This window comes from Chiayiivirga flava, assembly GCF_014202825.1.
In the GTDB taxonomy this organism is placed as follows: Bacteria; Pseudomonadota; Gammaproteobacteria; order Xanthomonadales; family Xanthomonadaceae; genus Chiayiivirga; species Chiayiivirga flava.
The window spans coordinates 94,934-111,458 of sequence record NZ_JACHHP010000007.1; the positions used below are offsets into that span (position 1 = coordinate 94,934).

Genomic DNA, 16,525 nt, shown 5'->3' on the forward strand with positions numbered 1-16,525 from the left:
ACGCTTCAACGGAACCTGGATCGACATCGCGGCCGAACTCCTATTCCGCAATTCCAAAAACATTCCCGCGGCTTTCCTAATGCTCCCTTCTCCCGCGCAGCGGGGGAAGGTGGCGGCAGCCGGAAGGGGGTCTTCCCGCACCGGCAACCCACTCAACCTTCCCGCACCACCGTACCCCCATCCACCAGCTCCGCCGGCGGCGCGATCACCACCGTCTCGCCGACACCCAGGCCGCGCGTCACGCGCCGCTGGCCGTTGCGTGCGTCGTCTGCGACGATCTCGCGCAGCTTCGCGATGTCCTCGCGCACCACGAACACCACCGTCTTGCCGTCGCGCGTCACCACGGCCTCGGCCGGGACGCGCACGCCCACCGGCGCAGCCGCAACTGTCGCATCCAGAGGCTTGGCATCCTCCAGGAACGACACCCGCACGCCCATCTCCGGAACGATGCGCGGATCCTTTTCCTTGAATGCGATGCGCACCTTCACTGTCGCCTTGCTGCGGTCGGCCGTCGGCACGATGGCGATGACCTCGGCCGGGATCTTCCAGTCCGGGTAGGCGTTGAGCACCGCTTCCACCGCCTGCTTCGGCTTCACCCGGCCGATGAAGGCTTCGTTGACGTCCACCTGCACTTCCAGCGAATCCATGTCGACCACGGTGCCGATGCCGGTGCGGGTGAAGCCGCCGCCGGCCGACATGGGCGACACGATCTCGCCCGGCTGCGCCGCCTTCACCGTGATCACGCCGGCAAACGGCGCGCGCACCACGGTGTTGTCGACGCCGATGTCCGACAGTTTCAACGCCTCGCTCGCCACGTCGACATTGCGCCGCACGCTGGCGAGCTGCGCCACCAGCGCATCGCGCTCGGCCTGCGCCTGGTCGAGCAGCGAGGCGGCGACCAGCTTGCGCGCGGCAAGCTCCCGATTGCGTGTGAGCGTGGCTTCGGCGAGCTTGAGCTGCGCTTCCACCTGCGCCACCTGCGTACGTGCGGCCGCGAGCTGCGCGTCGGAGAGGGCGCGCTGCGCGTCGGCGTCGGTGGGTTCGAGCCGCGCGAGCACTTCGCCGGCTTCCACGCGCTGGCCTTCCTCGATGTACACCGCTTCAACTTTGCCGGTGATCTTGGCCGAAACCGTTGCCTGGCGGCGTGCGGTGACGTAACCGGTGGCGTCGAGCACCGAGGCCGCTGCCGGTGCGCCGCCGGCGCCGGTCTCGATCGCTTGCGCCGTCGTCGTGCGCACCGACACCGGCTGCGGCCGCAGCAGCGCGAAGGCGATGGCGGCGCCCGCCAGCACCGCCAGCGCGAGCACGATCCACGGCCAGCGCGCGCGCGGCGCGGGAGCCGCCGCGGCGCCGCGGTTGATGCGAAGTTCGTTAAGCAGCTGGTTGGAGTCGTTCATCGGCACAGATCGTTCGTGGCGGGCGCAAGTGTGCGCCAGCGATGGCGGCGGGCCAAGGTGTCGACTGTCACCTTGTCGAAGCAGTCGTGTGGATGCAGGACAGGCCGTCGGGCGATGTGTGACCGGATCGAGAGGCGCGTCGCGTCCATGAATCAGCCCCCGACGTGGCGCTTTGGAGCCGAGCCGTCAGGCTACCCCGAAGCGCTGCCTGAGCATGGCCCACGCCGCGCGCAGCGACTGCGCTTCGCCGCCGGCAGGTTTGCCCGGACGCTCCACGTCGTTCCACGAATAGGTGTCGACGTGCGCCCACGGCACGCTCGCCGGCACGAAGCGCTCCAGATACAGCGCGGCGGTGATCGCACCGGCCATGCGCGATGGGCCGGAGTTGGCAAGATCGGCCACGTGGCTGCGCAGGTAGCTGTGATATGGCTGCCACAGCGGCATCGGCCACAGCGGGTCGCGGACGGCGCGTGCGGCCGTGGCGAAGCTGTCGCGCAGCGCGTCGTCGTTGCAGAACAGCGCCGGCAGGTCGGGGCCGAGCGCGATGCGCGCGGCGCCGGTGAGCGTGGCGAAGTCCAGCATCAGCGCGGGCTCGGCTTCGGCCGCATACGTCAGCGCATCGCACAGCACCAGCCTGCCTTCCGCATCGGTGTTGTCCACCTCCACGCGCAGGCCCTTGCGTGTGGCGATGATCTCGCCGGGCCGGAACGCGTTCGGGCCGATGGCGTTTTCCACCGCCGGCACCAGCAGCTGCAGCCGCACCGGCAGCTTGCGCGACATCACCAGCTGCGCCAGCGCGATCGCATGCGCGGCGCCGCCCATGTCCTTCTTCATCCAGCGCATGCCGTCGGCGGGCTTGATGTCGAGCCCGCCGGTGTCGAAACACACGCCCTTGCCGACGATGGCCAGGCGCGAATGCGCTGCGTCGCCCCAGGTGAGCTCGATCAGGCGCGGCGCGCGGTGGCTGGCGCGGCCGACGGCGTGGATGGTCGGAAAATTGCGCTGCAGCAGGGCGTCGCCGGCGACGGTCTCCACCGTGCCGCCGTACGCGCTGGCGATGCGATGCACCACCGCTTCGAGCTGGTCGGGCCCCATGTCCTCGGTCGGCGTGTTGACCAGGTCGCGCACCAGGCGGCTGGCCTTGAGCTGCGCGTAGGCATCGGCGAGCGACGCCGCCTGCGCATCGAGTGCCAGGCGTGCGGGCGCGCGCGCGGGCTTGCGGTAACGGTCGAACTGGTAGGCGCCCAGGCCCCAGCCCAGCAGCGCGAGCGACGGATCGATCGCGCTGCCGGCGTCGTCCGACAGCCGGTAGACGCCCTCGGGCAGCGCCAGCGGAAGATGCGCCAGCGCGAGCGGATCGTCCGCGTCGCCGATGCCGGCCAGTGCCAGTGCCGGATGTCCGTCCGCGCCGGGCACCAGCAATGCCGTCGCCGGCGCGGCGAGAAACCCGGCGGCGCCGACCCAGGCCCGCGTGGTGTCCGCGGCCGTGGCCAGGTAGGCGGCCAAGTCGCCGGCGCGCAACGCCACGATCGGCGTGCTGCGGACGGCGGCGTCGGGGGCGCTGAAACAGTTCATCGTGCTCATGGGGTCGATCGGTCCGAAGCGGCGGGCGGTTGCAGCGCATCGAGCCAATCGGCCAGCGCGTGCAGGTCGGGGGCGATGAAGTCCGGCTGCTCCGGATGCGGCCAGGGTTCGTCGCGGCGGTTGATCCACACCGTGCGCAGGCCGGCGCGGTGCGCGCCGAGCACGTCGAGCTCCGGGTCGTCGCCGATGTGCAGCACCTCGTCGGGCGTGCACTGCAGGCGCGCGCAGGCGGCGTGGAAGATGCCCGGATCGGGCTTGGCCGCACCGTGTTCGCGTGCGCCGAGCTGGAACACGAAATGCTGCTGCAATCCGATCACGCGCAGGTCCGCATTGCCGTTGGTCAGCGCCGCGAGCGGAAAGCGCTGCGCCAGCCGCGTCAGCCCTTCGATCGTGTCCTCGTACAGATCCACCTGGTTGCGCGCGGCGTAGAACACGTCGAACGCGGCTTGCGCGCAGGCCGCGTCGTCGTCGCATTCGCGCAGTGCGTGGTCGAGGCAGAGGCGGCGCTGGGCGCTGAAGTCGTGCGCGAGCTCGGGATTCTGCGCCGCGATGCGGTCGCGCAGTTCGCGCATCGCGTGCATCGGGTAGCGTGCCGCGGTGGCCGGCGCGTGCTGCGCGAGCCACGCGTGCAGTGCCGCCTCGGCGCGCTCGATCGCCGGCCAGATGGGCCACAACGTGTCGTCGAGATCGAGGGTCAGGGCGCGGATCGGCACGTCGGTCACGGCGGCGGAAGACAGCACGCAACCATACCACTACGGCTCCATCATCAGGGCCCAGCTGCGCAGCGATTCCACCCGGCTGCAGTAGATCTTGAAGCACACCAGCATCGGTACCGCCAGCAGCAGGCCGGCAATGCTCCACATCCAGCCCCACAGGAACAGCCACAGCAGCAGGATCACCGGCGAGATCGCCATGCGCCGGCCGAGGATCAGCGGCGTCACGATCTGGCCTTCGATCAGATGCAGGAACAGGAACGCGCCCGGCGCCAGCAACGCTTCGCCGATGGTGTCGAACTGCACCAGTCCCACCACGCAAAGCGCCACCGCGGCCAGCAGCGGTCCGATGTAGGGGGCGAAATTGAACAGCCCGCAGACCGCGCCCCACAGCAGCGCGTCCTGCCACGGCAGGCCGATGCCCCACAGCGCGAGCCCGGTGGCGATGCCCAGGCAGGTGTTGATCACGCTCACGGTGAGCACGTAGCGCGAGATGTCGAGCTGGATCGCGCGCAGGATGTCGACGGTGACGCGTTTGCGTCGCCAGCCCGGCACCACGGTCACGAAGCGCCGCAGCAGATCCTCGGCGTAGACCATGAAGAAGAACCACAGGATCGTCACCGCCAGCACCGTGCCGAGCGCGCGCGGCGCGCCCGTCACCAGTTCGAGCATGCCCGAGCCGGGCCGCTCCAGCACGCGCACGGCCGGTTGCTGCGGCGCGTCGTCGGCGATGTGCTGCAGCGATTCGGTGGCGCGGGTCGCATCCTGCAGGGGCTTGGCCAGCGCGCGCAGTTTCGGGATGTGCTGGCGCAGTTCGCTCGGCGCCTCGCGCAGCCAGTCGGCGGCCGGGGTGAGCATCATGCTGCCGAGGAAGAGCGCCGCCGCCAGGCCGCCGCTCACCACCGCGAGCGAACCGACCCAGCGCGGCACCAGCATGCGATTGAGCCGCGCCACGATCGGATTGCCGCACAGCGCGAGGAACACCGAGATCAGCACCGGCACGATCAGATCGCGCGCCACGTAGCAGGTGGCCAGCGCCAGCAGCACGGCGATGAACACGATCGCGCTGCGGCTGCGTGCGAACGGCCGGGGCGACAGCTCCTGCGTCGTCGACGGCGGCGGTTCGGGCGTCGCCACGGGGGCGGCCGGCGCCCCCGGCTGCGGCGCGGTCAGCGTGTCAACGGGTGGCGTGTCGGGCATGGCGCATCATAGGGTTTCGTCGATGCGTTGGGAGGCTTCGCCGACCTCGTCCGCGGCTGCTTCGGTGGCTTCGGCCGCCTGCTGCACGCGCAGCGCGTTGACGAAACCGACGATCCCGGTCGCCAACTGCAGCAGCTTCGGCACGTTCGCGAGCCGCGCCACCTGGCTCATCGGCGCCGCGAGCCCGATCGCGAAGCCGCCGAGGAAGCCGCCCGTCACGATGCGCAGCGGCGTCACCGCGGCACGCGTGTCGGCACGCAGCGCGCGCGCGCCGGCGCGCACCGTGTCGATCTGCGTGGCCACGCGCAGTTCGGCGGCCACCACGCGGCGGCGGAGAGCTTCGTGCTTCAAGGCAGGTGCTCCGGATCGCGCTCCACGGTGTCCGGATCGTCGCCGATGCCGAGCCGCGCCAGTTGCCGGCGCGTGGCCTGGAAGCGGGTCAGCTCGAAGGCGCGCAGTCCGAACCAGGCGCACAGCCCGGCACCGAGTGCGGAGATCGCGGTGGGAATGGCGATCGCGCCCCACCACGGCAGGCCGACCGCGCGCAGGATCACCACCAGCAATCCCATGCCGAACAGCCACGCCGAGGCGCCGAGCGCCGTGCCGACGGCACCCAGCACCAGCACGCGGCCGGCCGCGCTGCGCGACAGCGCAAGATCCGCCACCATCAGCGCGCGGAACGCCTTCAACGTGGACCAGGCTTCGCCCGCGAGCGCCGCACCTTCGGCCGCGATGCGGCGCGCGGCCTCGTCGATCGGCGGCGCCGCTGCACCCCCGTTGCGTTCCCCGTTGTCCCCCGGACCATGGGCCGCGCCCGACGGACCGGACTGCGGTCCGTCGCGCCGACCGGCGTCAGGCGGCATCGCGCCGCCCGACATCAGCGCCGCGAAAGCTTGGCGATCAGCCAGCCCACGGCGAATGCGGCACCGAACGCGGCCACGGGATGCTGGCGGATCATGCCTTCGGCGCTGCCGAGCAGATCCTTGCCCTTGTTGACCAGCACGTCGAATTCGGCGGCCGCGGCGTCGCGCGCCTCGTAGGCCGCGGTGCGGCCGGCGGCGGCGGCGTCGGACAACGGCTCGCGCACCTGCTCGCGACCGTGCGAGAAATCCTCGCGCGCCGCGCTCGCTGCGCTCGACGCCGCGCTGCGCACCGCATCGGTGGCGGCGACGGCTGCGTCCTTGAGGCGCTCCTTGGCTTCGTACAGATGGCCGACCGCGGAGGCGGCCGTGTCGAGCGGGTCGGAACCCGCGATCTTGTCCTGTCTTGCCATGATGGTCTCCGGTTCGGATGGCGGCGCCCGTCCGCAACGGACGGGATGATGCGTGTCGCGAACGACCAACCGTGGCATCCAGCCCTGCGGCACCGTGCCGGCGCGGTGTCCCCGCGCAGTCCCCCGCAACACCAACGCAGGCACCGTACCACGCAGCGATGAACCGCGATTCACTGTGCACGGCGCATGCCGCGCCCGCACGCCGCCCTGCAATCTGCGCGCTTCGTGCCGGGCGCGTGCGCTTACTCGATCGGCACGAAATACGAACCGCGGCCGCGCGTCAGTGTCAGCAGCAACTGCGTGGGCTTGCGCGCGAACGCCGCCTGCATGCCGGCCAGATCCGCGAACTCGCCCTGGTTCACGCCCGAAATCAGATCGCCGGCGCGCAGCCCGTTCGCCGCCGCACGGCTGCCGCGCTTGACCTCCGACACCAGCACGCCCGCCACGCCCTGGCTGCGGTAGCGCTCGGGCAGCTCGGAGAACGTGGCGCCGGCCAGGCGCGGATCGAGCGTTTCGCCGGGCAGGTCTTTCGGCCGCGCCTTGAGCGCCGCCGAGACGCTGGTGGCCTTGCCCTCGCGCAGCACGTCGATGCGGATCGCCTTGCCGACCGGCAGCAGGCCCTCGGCGTTGTGCAGGTCCAGGCGCGAGGCCACCGGCCGGCCATCGATCGCGGTGATCACGTCGCCCGCGCGCAGCCCTGCGGCGGCAGCCGGCGACCCGCTCTGCACCCGCGTCACCACCGCGCCGCGGCGCGTCGCAAGCGCAAGCGCCTGCGCGATTTCCGGCGTGATCTCCTGCGTCTCCACGCCCAGCGAACCGCGCCGCACCTCGCCGTAGTCCTGCAGCTGCCGCACCACGTCGCGCGCCAGCTCCACCGGAATCGCGAACCCGATGCCGATATTGCCCGCGCCGCTGCCGCCCGGATTGAAGATGGCCGTGTTGATGCCCACGAGCTCGCCGCGCAGGTTGACCAGCGCGCCGCCGCTGTTGCCCGGATTGATGCTGGCGTCGGTCTGGATGAAATTCTGGTAGCCCAGCCCCGGCAGCCCGCTGCGGCCCAGCGCCGACACGATGCCCGACGTCACCGTCTGCCCGAGCCCGAACGGATTGCCCACCGCCACCACGAAATCGCCCACGCGCAGCGCGTCGCCGTTCGCGAGCGGCACCGCCTGCAGATCCTGCGCAGGCAGCCGGATCAGGCCCACGTCCGTGTCCTCGTCCGCACCCACCACCTCGGCGGTCAGCGTGCGGCCGTCGGCGAGCGTCACCTGGATGTCGTCGGCATCCTCGATCACGTGGTAATTCGTCAACACGAGCCCGGCCTGCGCGTCGATGATCACGCCCGAGCCGAGCGACTGCTTGATGCGTTCCTGCGGCGCGTTCGGCAGCCCGAAGAAATACTGGAACAGCGGATCGTTGGCGTACGGATTGCGCACCCGCACGGTCGTCTTGCTGTGGATGTTCACCACCGCCGGCGTCACCCGCTCCAGCATCGGCGCCAGCGACGGCAACGGCGTGCCGTCCACCTGGGCGGGCAGCGCGGCGCGCGCGGCGGGCAGGGCGTGCGCGAGCATCGCGTCCTGCGTGGCGACCGGCAGCACGCGCTGGGCCGCGTAGCCGCCGGCGAACGCGGCGGCGATCAGGGCAAGGGGCAGCAACACTCGGCGCATGGAAGGGTCCTCGGTGGAAAGCGATGCCTTGGCATCTAGGGTTGCCGGGCTGGCGACGCAATGGCGATCCGCATCGCCCGAACCGCGTGGAAGACCGCAACGCGGGCGAAAAGTGCGGTACCGACAACATTCGCAGGCTGCCGGCGCCTCACGTCCACGACACCGCCAACCGGAGCCCCTTCTCCCGCGCAGCGGGGGAAGGGGCCGGCAGGCGGAAGGGGGCCGTTTCGAAAGCGTCCCGACAGCGCCCCCTCCTGCCTGCCGTTCGGCTGGTGGTAACCAGCCTCACTCTCCCCCGCTGCGCGGGAGAGGGGTTTCTTCGGTGGGTGTCGTGGGCGAAAAGTGCGGTACCGGCAACATTCGGAGGTTGCCGGCGCCTTACGTCCACGACACCGCCAACCGGAGCCCCCTCCTACCTGCCGGCATCCTCCCCCGCTGCGCGGGAGAGGAGTTTCTTCGGTGGGCGTCGTGGGCGATAAAGTGCGGTACCGACAACATTCGCAGGTTGCCGGCGCCCCACGCCACGACACCGCCAACCGGAGCTCCCTTCTCCCGCGCAGCGGGGGAAGGTGCCGGCAGGCGGAAGGGGGGCCGCGTCGACAAGTCATGCCGACGGCCCGCCCCCTCCTGCCTGCCGGCATCCTCCCCAGCTGCGCGGGAGAGGAGGTCCCTCGATAGGCGTCGTGGTAACGGATGGCCTCGCTGATCGGCCCTGCGCGATCGCCCGGCAGCGCTGTGCATTCCGCCCGAATCGCGCGCCCGGACACCGCCATCCGCCCGACCGCGAACCCCCGCAACCCGCCCTTTGCAACCGCCCCGGCCGCCCTCCGCTAGCGCGTCGAAAAACCCCGCGCAAGGCGTTGACACCCTCCCCGGCGAGGCGTAGTTTGGCCCTCCGCGACTGCACAACATCTTGTGTGACAGTCCGGGGACGAACCCCACACATGGGGTGCGTTCCGGGGAAAACGCCCAGTGCACAGCGTTCCGAGGGGAGCCCGCGTCGTGACCGTTCGTCGACCGACCATGACCACTGGACCTGCATCCACACCCGACCCCGCTGCCGTCCGCGCCCGCCGCGGTACGGCCCCGTGACGGCCCGGCCCGCGCCGCGCCGTCCGCCATAAAAACAGCGTCACCACAACAAGGCACTGCCGCGCGTGCACGCGGCGGTGCGATGGAGGAAGCACCACCGATGAGCACCGTCCGTCTCGAAGCCGTCAAGGCCGACCCCGCCGCCATCCCGATGCAGCCCGCCTCGTGGGACATCTGGGACAAGAAATACCGGCTCAAGACCAAGAAGAACGAGCCCGTCGACCTCAGCATCGACCACACCTACCAGCGCGTCGCGCGCGCACTCGCCGACGCCGAGCCCACGCCCGAAACGCAGAAATACTGGTACGAACGCTTCCTCTGGGCCCTGCGCCGCGGTGCGATCCCCGCCGGCCGCATCACGTCCAACGCCGGCGCCCAGGCGCACAAGCCCAAGACCAGCACCATCAACTGCACCGTCTCGGGCACCATCGAGGACTCGATGGACGGAATCCTGGAAAAGGTCCACGAAGCCGGCCTCACGCTCAAGGCCGGCTGCGGCATCGGCTACGAATTCAGCACGCTGCGCCCGCGCGGCGCGTACGTCTCCGGCGCCGGCGCGTACACCTCCGGCCCGATGTCCTTCATGGATATCTACGACAAGATGTGCTTCACCGTCAGCAGCGCCGGCGGCCGCCGCGGCGCGCAGATGGGCACCTTCGAAGTCGCGCACCCGGACGTGAAGGAATTCATCCGCGCCAAGCGCGAGGACGGCCGCCTGCGCCAGTTCAACCTCTCCCTGCTCATCACCGACGGCTTCATCGAAGCGGTCGAGAACGACACCGACTGGCCGCTCGTCTTTCCCGTGAACGTGAAGGAGCAGGACGACGTCGACCTCGCCGACCCGAAACAGATCGTCTGGCGCGAATGGCCCACGTCGAAAAACTACGTCACCCGCGACGACGGCCTCGTCGCCTGCAAGATCTACAGCCACATCCGCGCCCGCCACCTGTGGGACATGATCATGGTCTCGACGTACGACTACGCCGAGCCGGGCTTCATCCTCATCGACCGCGTCAACGAGATGAACAACAACTGGTGGTGCGAAACCATCCGCGCCACCAACCCCTGCGGCGAACAGCCGCTGCCGCCGTACGGCGCCTGCCTGCTCGGCTCCATCAACCTCACCACCTTCGTGCGCGACGCCTTCACCGACCAGGCCCGCTTCGACTGGGAGGAATACAAGGAAGTGGTGCGCGTCTTCACCCGCATGCTCGACAACGTGGTGGAAGTGAACGGCCTGCCGCTCGAACAGCAGCGCGCCGAAATCCTGCGCAAGCGCCGCCACGGCATGGGCTTCCTCGGCCTCGGCTCCACCGTCACCATGCTCAAGATGGCCTACGGCAGCCCCGAGAGCTGCGAATTCACCGAACGCGTCGCGCGCGACATGGCCGTCGCCGGCTGGGAAATGGGCCTGAGTCTCGCCAAGGAAAAAGGCCCCGCGCCGATCATGGACGAGGTCTTCACCGTCACCGCCGAAATGCTGCGCAAGCGCCCGGAAATGGCCGCCGACGGCTGGACGCTCGGCCAGGAGATTCCCGGCCGCGTGCTGCACACCAGATACTCGCGCTACATGCAGCGCGTGGCCGAAGTGGCGCCGGATCTCGTCGAGGAACTGGCGGACGTGGGCGCGCGCTTCACCCACCACAGCTCGATCGCGCCCACCGGCACCATCTCGCTGTCGCTCGCCAACAACGCCAGCAACGGCATCGAACCGAGCTTCGCGCACCACTACAGCCGCAACGTCATCCGCGAAGGCAAGAAGTCGAAAGAGAAGGTGGAGGTCTACAGCTACGAGCTGCTCGCCTACCGCACCCTCGTCAACCCCGACGCCATGCCGTTCTCCACCGATGCCGCGACGAAGCTGCCGGATTACTTCGTCGCCGCCGACGACATCACCCCGAAAGCCCACGTCGACATCCAGGCCGCCGCGCAGAAGTGGGTGGACTCGTCCATCAGCAAGACCGCCAACGTCCCGACGGACTACCCGTACGAAGATTTCAAGGACATCTACCTCTACGCCCACAAACAGGGACTCAAGGGCTGCACCACCTTCCGCTTCAACCCCGCCGCCTTCCAGGGCGTGCTGGTGAAGGAATCGGACCTGGAAAACACCACCTACCGTTTCGAACTCGAGGACGGCAGCGTGGTGGAAGCCCGCGGCAACGAGGAAATCGAATACGACGGCGAACTCCACACCGCCGCCAACCTCTTCGACGCATTGAAAGAGGGCTACTACGGCAAGTTCTGACCCCGCGGCGGTCATCGTTCGCCCACCGAACGAAACCCCGCCACCCGCGCACCGCACACCCCACACCGAAACATTCCTCTCCCGCGAAGCGGGGGAGGATGCCGGCAGGCAGGAGGGGGTGCTCCACCGCCTCGGTCGTAACGCCACCGGCAACGCACCACACCGACCCAACACCACCCGCGCACGAAGCCCCCAGCCTCTTGCGCACACGCAGTCCAAAGCGCAGATTCACCACGCAATCAACCGACGAGGAGGGCTTCACGATGAGCAATGGCAACGGTGTAAGCGCGACACTTTCCAACGCCATGGAAAGCGTCTCGGAGAAAGCGCAGGAAGTGGCTGCGGGCGCGAAAGCGGCCGTCGAAAACGCCGCCACCGCGGTGAAGAAGAAGGCGGCCGCGGCAAAGAAATCCATCGCCAAGACCGCCGACAACGCCAAGAAGGCCGTCACCCGCGCCGTCGGCGACGCCAAGAAACGCGTCACCGCCGCACGCAAGGGCCCGGCCAAGAAGAAACCGGCCGCCAAGAAGGCTGCGGCGAAGAAGTCGCCGGCCAAGAAGGCCGCCGCAAAGAAAGCGCCCGCCAGGAAGGCCGTGAAGAAGGCCACCAAGAAGGTCGCACGCAAGACCACGGCAGCAAAAAAGGCCGTGAAGTCCGCGGCGAAGAATGCCACGAAGAAAATCGCCGCGAAGAAATCCGCAGCGAAGAAGACCACGGCCCGCAAGTCGCCCGCGAAAAAGGCACCCGCCCGCAAATCGCCCGCGAAAAAGGCCGCAAAGACGTCCGCAAAACGCTGAGCCGCACCCTCTCCCGCGTCCGCGCGGGAGAGGGTCCACCGCCGGCGGTGAGAGAACCCGCACCCCACCGGCAGCAAGGAGTCAGCCCCGCCGCCGAACACCGCCACCGCAACACGCCACCACCACCGCCACCGCACCCCGACTACCGCCGCAGCACCATCGCGCAACGACCACCAGCGCACCCCGCACCCAACCACCACCGCACCACAGCCCCCGCACCACAGCCTCCGCACCCCAGCCCCCCGCATCCCAGCCCCACCGCACCACCCGGCGAACCCCGCAGCGACCCGACAACCCACCCGTCAGCCCGCGCGCCCGCCACCCACCCTCACCGTCGTCCCGGCGAACGCCGGGACCCAGCGACGTTCCCACCCCACACCCGCCACCACCACCACACCCCGAACCCACCCCCCGGCCGCGCCCCGCGCGCCCCACCACCGAGCCCCCTCATGACCATCAAGATCAACAAGAAAATCAAGGCCTATACCGTCGCCAAACCCGACGACAACGCCGCCGCCACCGCCGCCCTGCAGGTCAAGACCCCCGCTCACAGCGACACCCTCGACCTGCCCACCGCCGAAGTCATCCAGATGCACGAGCGCGTCGAGCGCCCGGAAGTGCTCATCGGCAGCACCTACAAGATCAAGAGCCCCCTGGTCGAACACGCCCTCTACGTCACCATCAACGACATCGTCCTCAACCAGGGCACCGAATACGAATCGCGCCGCCCCTTCGAGATCTTCATCAATTCCAAGAACATGGACCACTTCCAGTGGGTGGTGGCCATCACGCGCATCATGAGCGCCGTCTTCCGCAAGGGCGGCGACGTCACCTTCCTCGTGGAAGAACTGAAAGCCGTCTTCGACCCGCGCGGCGGCTACTTCAAGGCCGGCGGCATCTACATGCCCAGCATCGTGGCCGAGATCGGCGCCGTGGTCGAAGACCACCTCAAACAGATCGGCATGATCGTCGGCGATGAACTCTCCGACGAGCAGAAGCGCCTGATTGCCGAGAAGCGCGCCGCGTACGACGCGCGCGCAAAAAAAAACTCTGATGTAAGCGCCCCGGCCGCGTCCCCGACCGCACCCGCGATCCCTGCCGCCGCTCTCACTCCCTCTCCTGCGACAGCGGGTGAGGGCTGGGGAGGGGGCAGCACCTCCGCTTCGTCTTCCTCGGCCTCGTCCCCCGCCGACACCGAATCCGCCGGCAGCTACCCGCCGGGCGCGACGATGTGCAGCAAGTGCAGTACGAAGGCGTCGATCATCATGGATGGCTGCGCGACGTGTTTGTCGTGTGGGTATTCGAAGTGCGGATAACCGAGCGCGGGGTAACAAGATTGAATGACGGGAATGCGGATACATTTGACGCATCTGTCGCCTTTGTATTTCTTACAGATATACACGTGAAGGGACAGGATTTTGATGCGCTTCGCGGACGACTCGTCGCAGGCGCAGTTCATTCCGCTTTAGAAGCCCAAGTCCCCGTCGTTCTCTTGGTGGGCGGAGACATCGCATATTCGGGAACAGCAGCCCAATACGAAATATTCGAAAATTTCGTTAACGAGTTTCGTGGAGAGCTCGCAAGACGGAATCTAGACTTTCGCGGAGTCATTTTGACGCCAGGCAACCACGACTGCGACTTTTCGCAGCAGCCGAAAAGCGTCAGAGCAGCCCTACAACTAGCTGCGAGCTCCCAGACTCATTTTGATCCCGACATTGCAGAAGAGCTGGTGTCTGTGCAAGACGCCTTCCGCACCTATTCCGAGCGCGCCTCGTTGTCAATGACGCGCATTTCGTCACTCCAAAGTCGTTGCACCTTGCAAGTTGGAGAGAACGCCTCGATAACTATCGACATAATAAACTCCGCTTGGGCATCGAGTTTGGATGAGCAGCCAGGGAAGATGGTCTTGCCGGTGCCTCAACTGGAACCCCCGTCCGAGAGTGGAGTAGCATTCGCTGTAATGCATCATCCGCCAAACTGGTTTGAGCCTTGGAATCAACGAGCACTGCTTCGCTGGCTGGATGAGCATTTTGATGGTGTATTTTTGGGGCACGAGCATCAACGTGAGTCGGTAGAGAGGGTGCGGCGTGAGGTCGACGCGCAACTGTTGATGATCTTTGGGCCCGCGTTCCACGAAGCGAATGCAATAGACGAAGGTTTTTCTGTTCATTGTCTAGATCTCAAACAAAAAATGGCTCGTTCGAGCGATTTCTCTTGGAAGGGTGAATATTATTCCAGAGTTCCGCGCAGCGGCGTAGAGCTACCAATTGGGAATTCGGCTCGAAAGAACGGACAGCTTAGGTTCTCCAAATCCTTCGAAGAATTTCTAAACGACCCCGGAATTCCGTTCAAGCACGGAAAAGTCAGCCGCCAGCTTAAACTAGATGATCTTTATGTCCTGCCAGATTTGCGGTCCGCGATGCAGTCTGGTGGGGGTGCGACCGTAGAGGATATCGTGGATCGCACTGACGTGCTCTTGAGGTTATCTAGGTGTGAAACTGCGCTAATCTCAGCAGTCGAGCAGGCAGGCAAAACGTCGCTGGCAAAATATTTGACGCGAGATATTTTGCGGCGCGGTGAGGTTCCTTTATATCTCGATGCGGGCAAGCTGCCGAGCAGTTTCCACGGAGAGATAACGGCTTGGATCAATACTTGCATTGCAGAACAATTTCCGGAGGACTGTCGCGAGAAAGTGGAACAAGCGATTCCCTCGAAGCGAGTTGCGTTGCTCGACAACATCCATCAGTTACCCGGCGGTCACGACGGTCTATCTCGCGTCCTGGAAAGGCTGCGGAATCACCACAGTCGGATTATTGGATTTACTGGCGAATTTTCGGCGGTTGCCGGCATCGTAGAGGACTTGTCAAGCGGGCGCTCCAATGTGTGGCGAGATGCAGAACTGTTTGAGATTCCTCCGACGAGCCACAAGCTTCGATCAGAAATAATTCGACGATGGGTTGCATTGGGTGACGGAGGTTCATACTCAGAGTCCAAGCTCGAAGCGCGCTGTCGGCAATTGAAAAAATTTGTCGATGAAGTGTTCTCGCGAAATATAATTCCGAGATACCCGGTTTATGTATTGCTGATATTGCAGCAGCTCGAGTTGGCCTCAGATGCAAACTCGATAGTTGCTAACGGAAGTCACGGCTACCTTTTTGAAGAGCTAATAACTCGAACTGTTGACGATCGGGTCAAAAGCTTCAAGATTGAGATCGTTTTTGCGGTTCTTTCCGCTCTTGCGAGAAAACTCTCGAAGGAGCCAGGCGAATCTCTCTCTTCTGAAGAGTTTCGCGATTTTTTTGATGAATTTCTCTCGGGTCGAAAAGTACATATTGACTTCGACTTGTTCACAAAGGAGGTCACAGGCGCGCAGATTTTGTTAGTGTATGGCGGTGCTGTTCGATTTCGCCATAATTATTACTACTTCTATTTCCTAGCCTTAAGTATTAGCTCGGATAGAAAGCGCGGCGACGGCGGCGGCGTCCTAGACGAACTGGTGTCCTACATTCACACTGAGCGAAGTGCAAATGTTCTGACATTCCTAGCACATTTGGGACACGACGAGGGCGTGATCGAGCGTGTTTGTAAGCACGCTGACACAATTTTCGAAGGGCTCGACGAGGCGGAGATCTCCGAGGGATCAAAGCTGCTTGCAAGATTCCGCACAGTTGCTGAAAGAAGCGTACTCTTCGACGGTCGGCCCTCCGACGTCAGCGACCACTTGGCACAACGTGCAGACGAGTTCGATCGAGGGCGGGGGGGGGCATCAGAACAGTTTACGGATGATCCTGGCAACGTGAGCGCGGCGTTCAAGACCATTCAGATTCTTGGTCAAGTGATTCGTAGCCGTGCGGGTAATCTAGATGGTGAGCTTAAAAAGAAGGCGGTGACTGCTTGCAGTCGGCTCGCCCGTAGGCTCATGAAACTAATATTTGAGCTTGTAGACAACCACGGAGCTGAAATTGCTCACCAAATGTCTGGTGCGCTCGAGGAGGTGCTTGCGATGGACCCGGAGCGAGCTCGCCAGCTCGCGAACAGATTGCTTGCTATGCTGATCTCTCAGCTAACTCTCGCGTCAGTTGCGCGAGTTTCGTCGGCAGTAGGTTCTACTGAACTTAGACCATTAGTTAATGAGATGCGCCAATTGAAAAAAGGAGTTACGGAGGGTCTTTTTTGGCTTGGTGCATCCATCCTCGCCGATAAGGATTTTCCCGTTGCGGCCGTAGACAAATTCTTGCATGAGACTAAAGAAGGGGAGGTGCTGCCCCGTATTGTGGTGCGTGAGTTAGTCAAGCGCCGATTCTACCTATCTCCACCGGAGCCTTCGATCAAGCGCAAGTACTGCGACCTGCTTGGGCTGGAGATTCGATACATTCCGCATGGGCGGAAGGGCTTAGAAGGGTTGTCTTATCGTGGTTAACGAGAAAACCCGGGTCAGAAAACCCGGGTCAGAGTGGCATTTCGCCAAGAACCCGGGTCAGAGTAACAGAACTCGGGCGAGAATCGAACTAAGTTTACTAGCAAGGGTTCACTTCTGATCTCGGTTTTTGG

General features: G+C 65.8%; 12 protein-coding genes. 4 read left to right on the forward strand and 8 right to left on the reverse strand.

From position 1 onward, the window contains the following. Nucleotides 1–152: 152 nt before the first annotated feature. The 8 genes from HNQ52_RS15860 to HNQ52_RS15895 all read right to left on the reverse strand — a co-directional run bounded on the left by HNQ52_RS15860 (nt 153) and on the right by HNQ52_RS15895 (nt 7,837). A complete protein-coding gene (locus tag HNQ52_RS15860) occupies nt 153–1,397 on the reverse strand; it encodes an efflux RND transporter periplasmic adaptor subunit (RefSeq protein ID WP_183962166.1) in 1,245 nt (414 codons plus the stop codon). A 186-nt stretch (nt 1,398–1,583) separates the two neighbouring features. Beyond that, a complete protein-coding gene (locus HNQ52_RS15865; protein WP_183962167.1) occupies nt 1,584–2,981 on the reverse strand; it encodes a leucyl aminopeptidase family protein in 1,398 nt (465 codons plus the stop codon). Continuing rightward, the gene (locus HNQ52_RS15870; RefSeq protein WP_425486511.1) at nt 2,978–3,721 is read right to left on the reverse strand and encodes an HAD family hydrolase; all 744 of its coding nucleotides are present in this window, start codon (nt 3,719–3,721) and stop codon (nt 2,978–2,980) included. Before HNQ52_RS15870 ends, HNQ52_RS15865 begins: the two co-directional genes overlap by 4 nt. Before the next feature lie 12 nt (nt 3,722–3,733). Continuing rightward, entirely contained in the window at nt 3,734–4,894 is a 1,161-nt protein-coding gene (locus HNQ52_RS15875; RefSeq protein WP_183962168.1) for an AI-2E family transporter, read from the reverse strand. 6 nt (nt 4,895–4,900) lie between these two features. After that, nucleotides 4,901–5,245 carry a hypothetical protein gene (locus HNQ52_RS15880; protein ID WP_183962169.1) on the reverse strand — a complete coding sequence of 115 codons (345 nt, stop codon included), beginning with the start codon at nt 5,243–5,245 and terminating at the stop codon, nt 4,901–4,903. Next, nucleotides 5,242–5,757, reverse strand: a complete 516-nt coding sequence (locus HNQ52_RS15885; RefSeq protein WP_183962170.1) for a phage holin family protein — start codon at nt 5,755–5,757, stop codon at nt 5,242–5,244. The genes HNQ52_RS15880 and HNQ52_RS15885 overlap by 4 nt, the downstream gene beginning before the upstream one ends. 14 nt (nt 5,758–5,771) lie before the next feature. Continuing rightward, nucleotides 5,772–6,167 (reverse strand): hypothetical protein, encoded by a 396-nt coding sequence (locus HNQ52_RS15890; RefSeq protein WP_246387888.1) that lies wholly within the window; start codon nt 6,165–6,167, stop codon nt 5,772–5,774. A gap of 242 nt (nt 6,168–6,409) precedes the next feature. Then, nucleotides 6,410–7,837 carry a Do family serine endopeptidase gene (locus HNQ52_RS15895; protein ID WP_183962171.1) on the reverse strand — a complete coding sequence of 476 codons (1,428 nt, stop codon included), beginning with the start codon at nt 7,835–7,837 and terminating at the stop codon, nt 6,410–6,412. A 1,192-nt stretch (nt 7,838–9,029) separates the two neighbouring features. Here HNQ52_RS15895 and HNQ52_RS15900 point away from each other — a divergent pair. The 4 genes from HNQ52_RS15900 to HNQ52_RS15915 all read left to right on the forward strand — a co-directional run bounded on the left by HNQ52_RS15900 (nt 9,030) and on the right by HNQ52_RS15915 (nt 16,394). Then, nucleotides 9,030–11,177, forward strand: coding sequence for an adenosylcobalamin-dependent ribonucleoside-diphosphate reductase (locus HNQ52_RS15900; RefSeq protein ID WP_183962172.1), 2,148 nt, complete (start codon nt 9,030–9,032; stop codon nt 11,175–11,177). A gap of 200 nt (nt 11,178–11,377) precedes the next feature. After that, on the forward strand, nt 11,378–11,974 hold the full coding sequence (locus HNQ52_RS15905) for a hypothetical protein (protein WP_246387901.1): 597 nt from the start codon (nt 11,378–11,380) through the stop codon (nt 11,972–11,974). A gap of 449 nt (nt 11,975–12,423) precedes the next feature. Next, nucleotides 12,424–13,290 (forward strand): TSCPD domain-containing protein, encoded by an 867-nt coding sequence (locus HNQ52_RS15910; protein ID WP_183962173.1) that lies wholly within the window; start codon nt 12,424–12,426, stop codon nt 13,288–13,290. Beyond that, nucleotides 13,215–16,394, forward strand: a complete 3,180-nt coding sequence (locus HNQ52_RS15915; RefSeq protein WP_183962174.1) for an anti-phage protein — start codon at nt 13,215–13,217, stop codon at nt 16,392–16,394. Before HNQ52_RS15910 ends, HNQ52_RS15915 begins: the two co-directional genes overlap by 76 nt. Nucleotides 16,395–16,525 lie beyond the last annotated feature (131 nt).

Excerpts from the sequence above, each read along its gene's own strand:
- HNQ52_RS15860 (WP_183962166.1), bottom strand. The coding sequence starts at position 1,397 with ATGAACGACTCCAACCAGCTGCTTAACGAACTTCGCATCAACCGCGGC.
- HNQ52_RS15865 (WP_183962167.1), bottom strand. The coding sequence starts at position 2,981 with ATGAGCACGATGAACTGTTTCAGCGCCCCCGACGCCGCCGTCCGCAGC.
- HNQ52_RS15875 (WP_183962168.1), bottom strand. The coding sequence starts at position 4,894 with ATGCCCGACACGCCACCCGTTGACACGCTGACCGCGCCGCAGCCGGGG.
- HNQ52_RS15885 (WP_183962170.1), bottom strand. The coding sequence starts at position 5,757 with ATGCCGCCTGACGCCGGTCGGCGCGACGGACCGCAGTCCGGTCCGTCG.
- HNQ52_RS15890 (WP_246387888.1), bottom strand. The coding sequence starts at position 6,167 with ATGGCAAGACAGGACAAGATCGCGGGTTCCGACCCGCTCGACACGGCC.
- HNQ52_RS15895 (WP_183962171.1), bottom strand. The coding sequence starts at position 7,837 with ATGCGCCGAGTGTTGCTGCCCCTTGCCCTGATCGCCGCCGCGTTCGCC.
- HNQ52_RS15900 (WP_183962172.1), top strand. The coding sequence starts at position 9,030 with ATGAGCACCGTCCGTCTCGAAGCCGTCAAGGCCGACCCCGCCGCCATC.
- HNQ52_RS15910 (WP_183962173.1), top strand. The coding sequence starts at position 12,424 with ATGACCATCAAGATCAACAAGAAAATCAAGGCCTATACCGTCGCCAAA.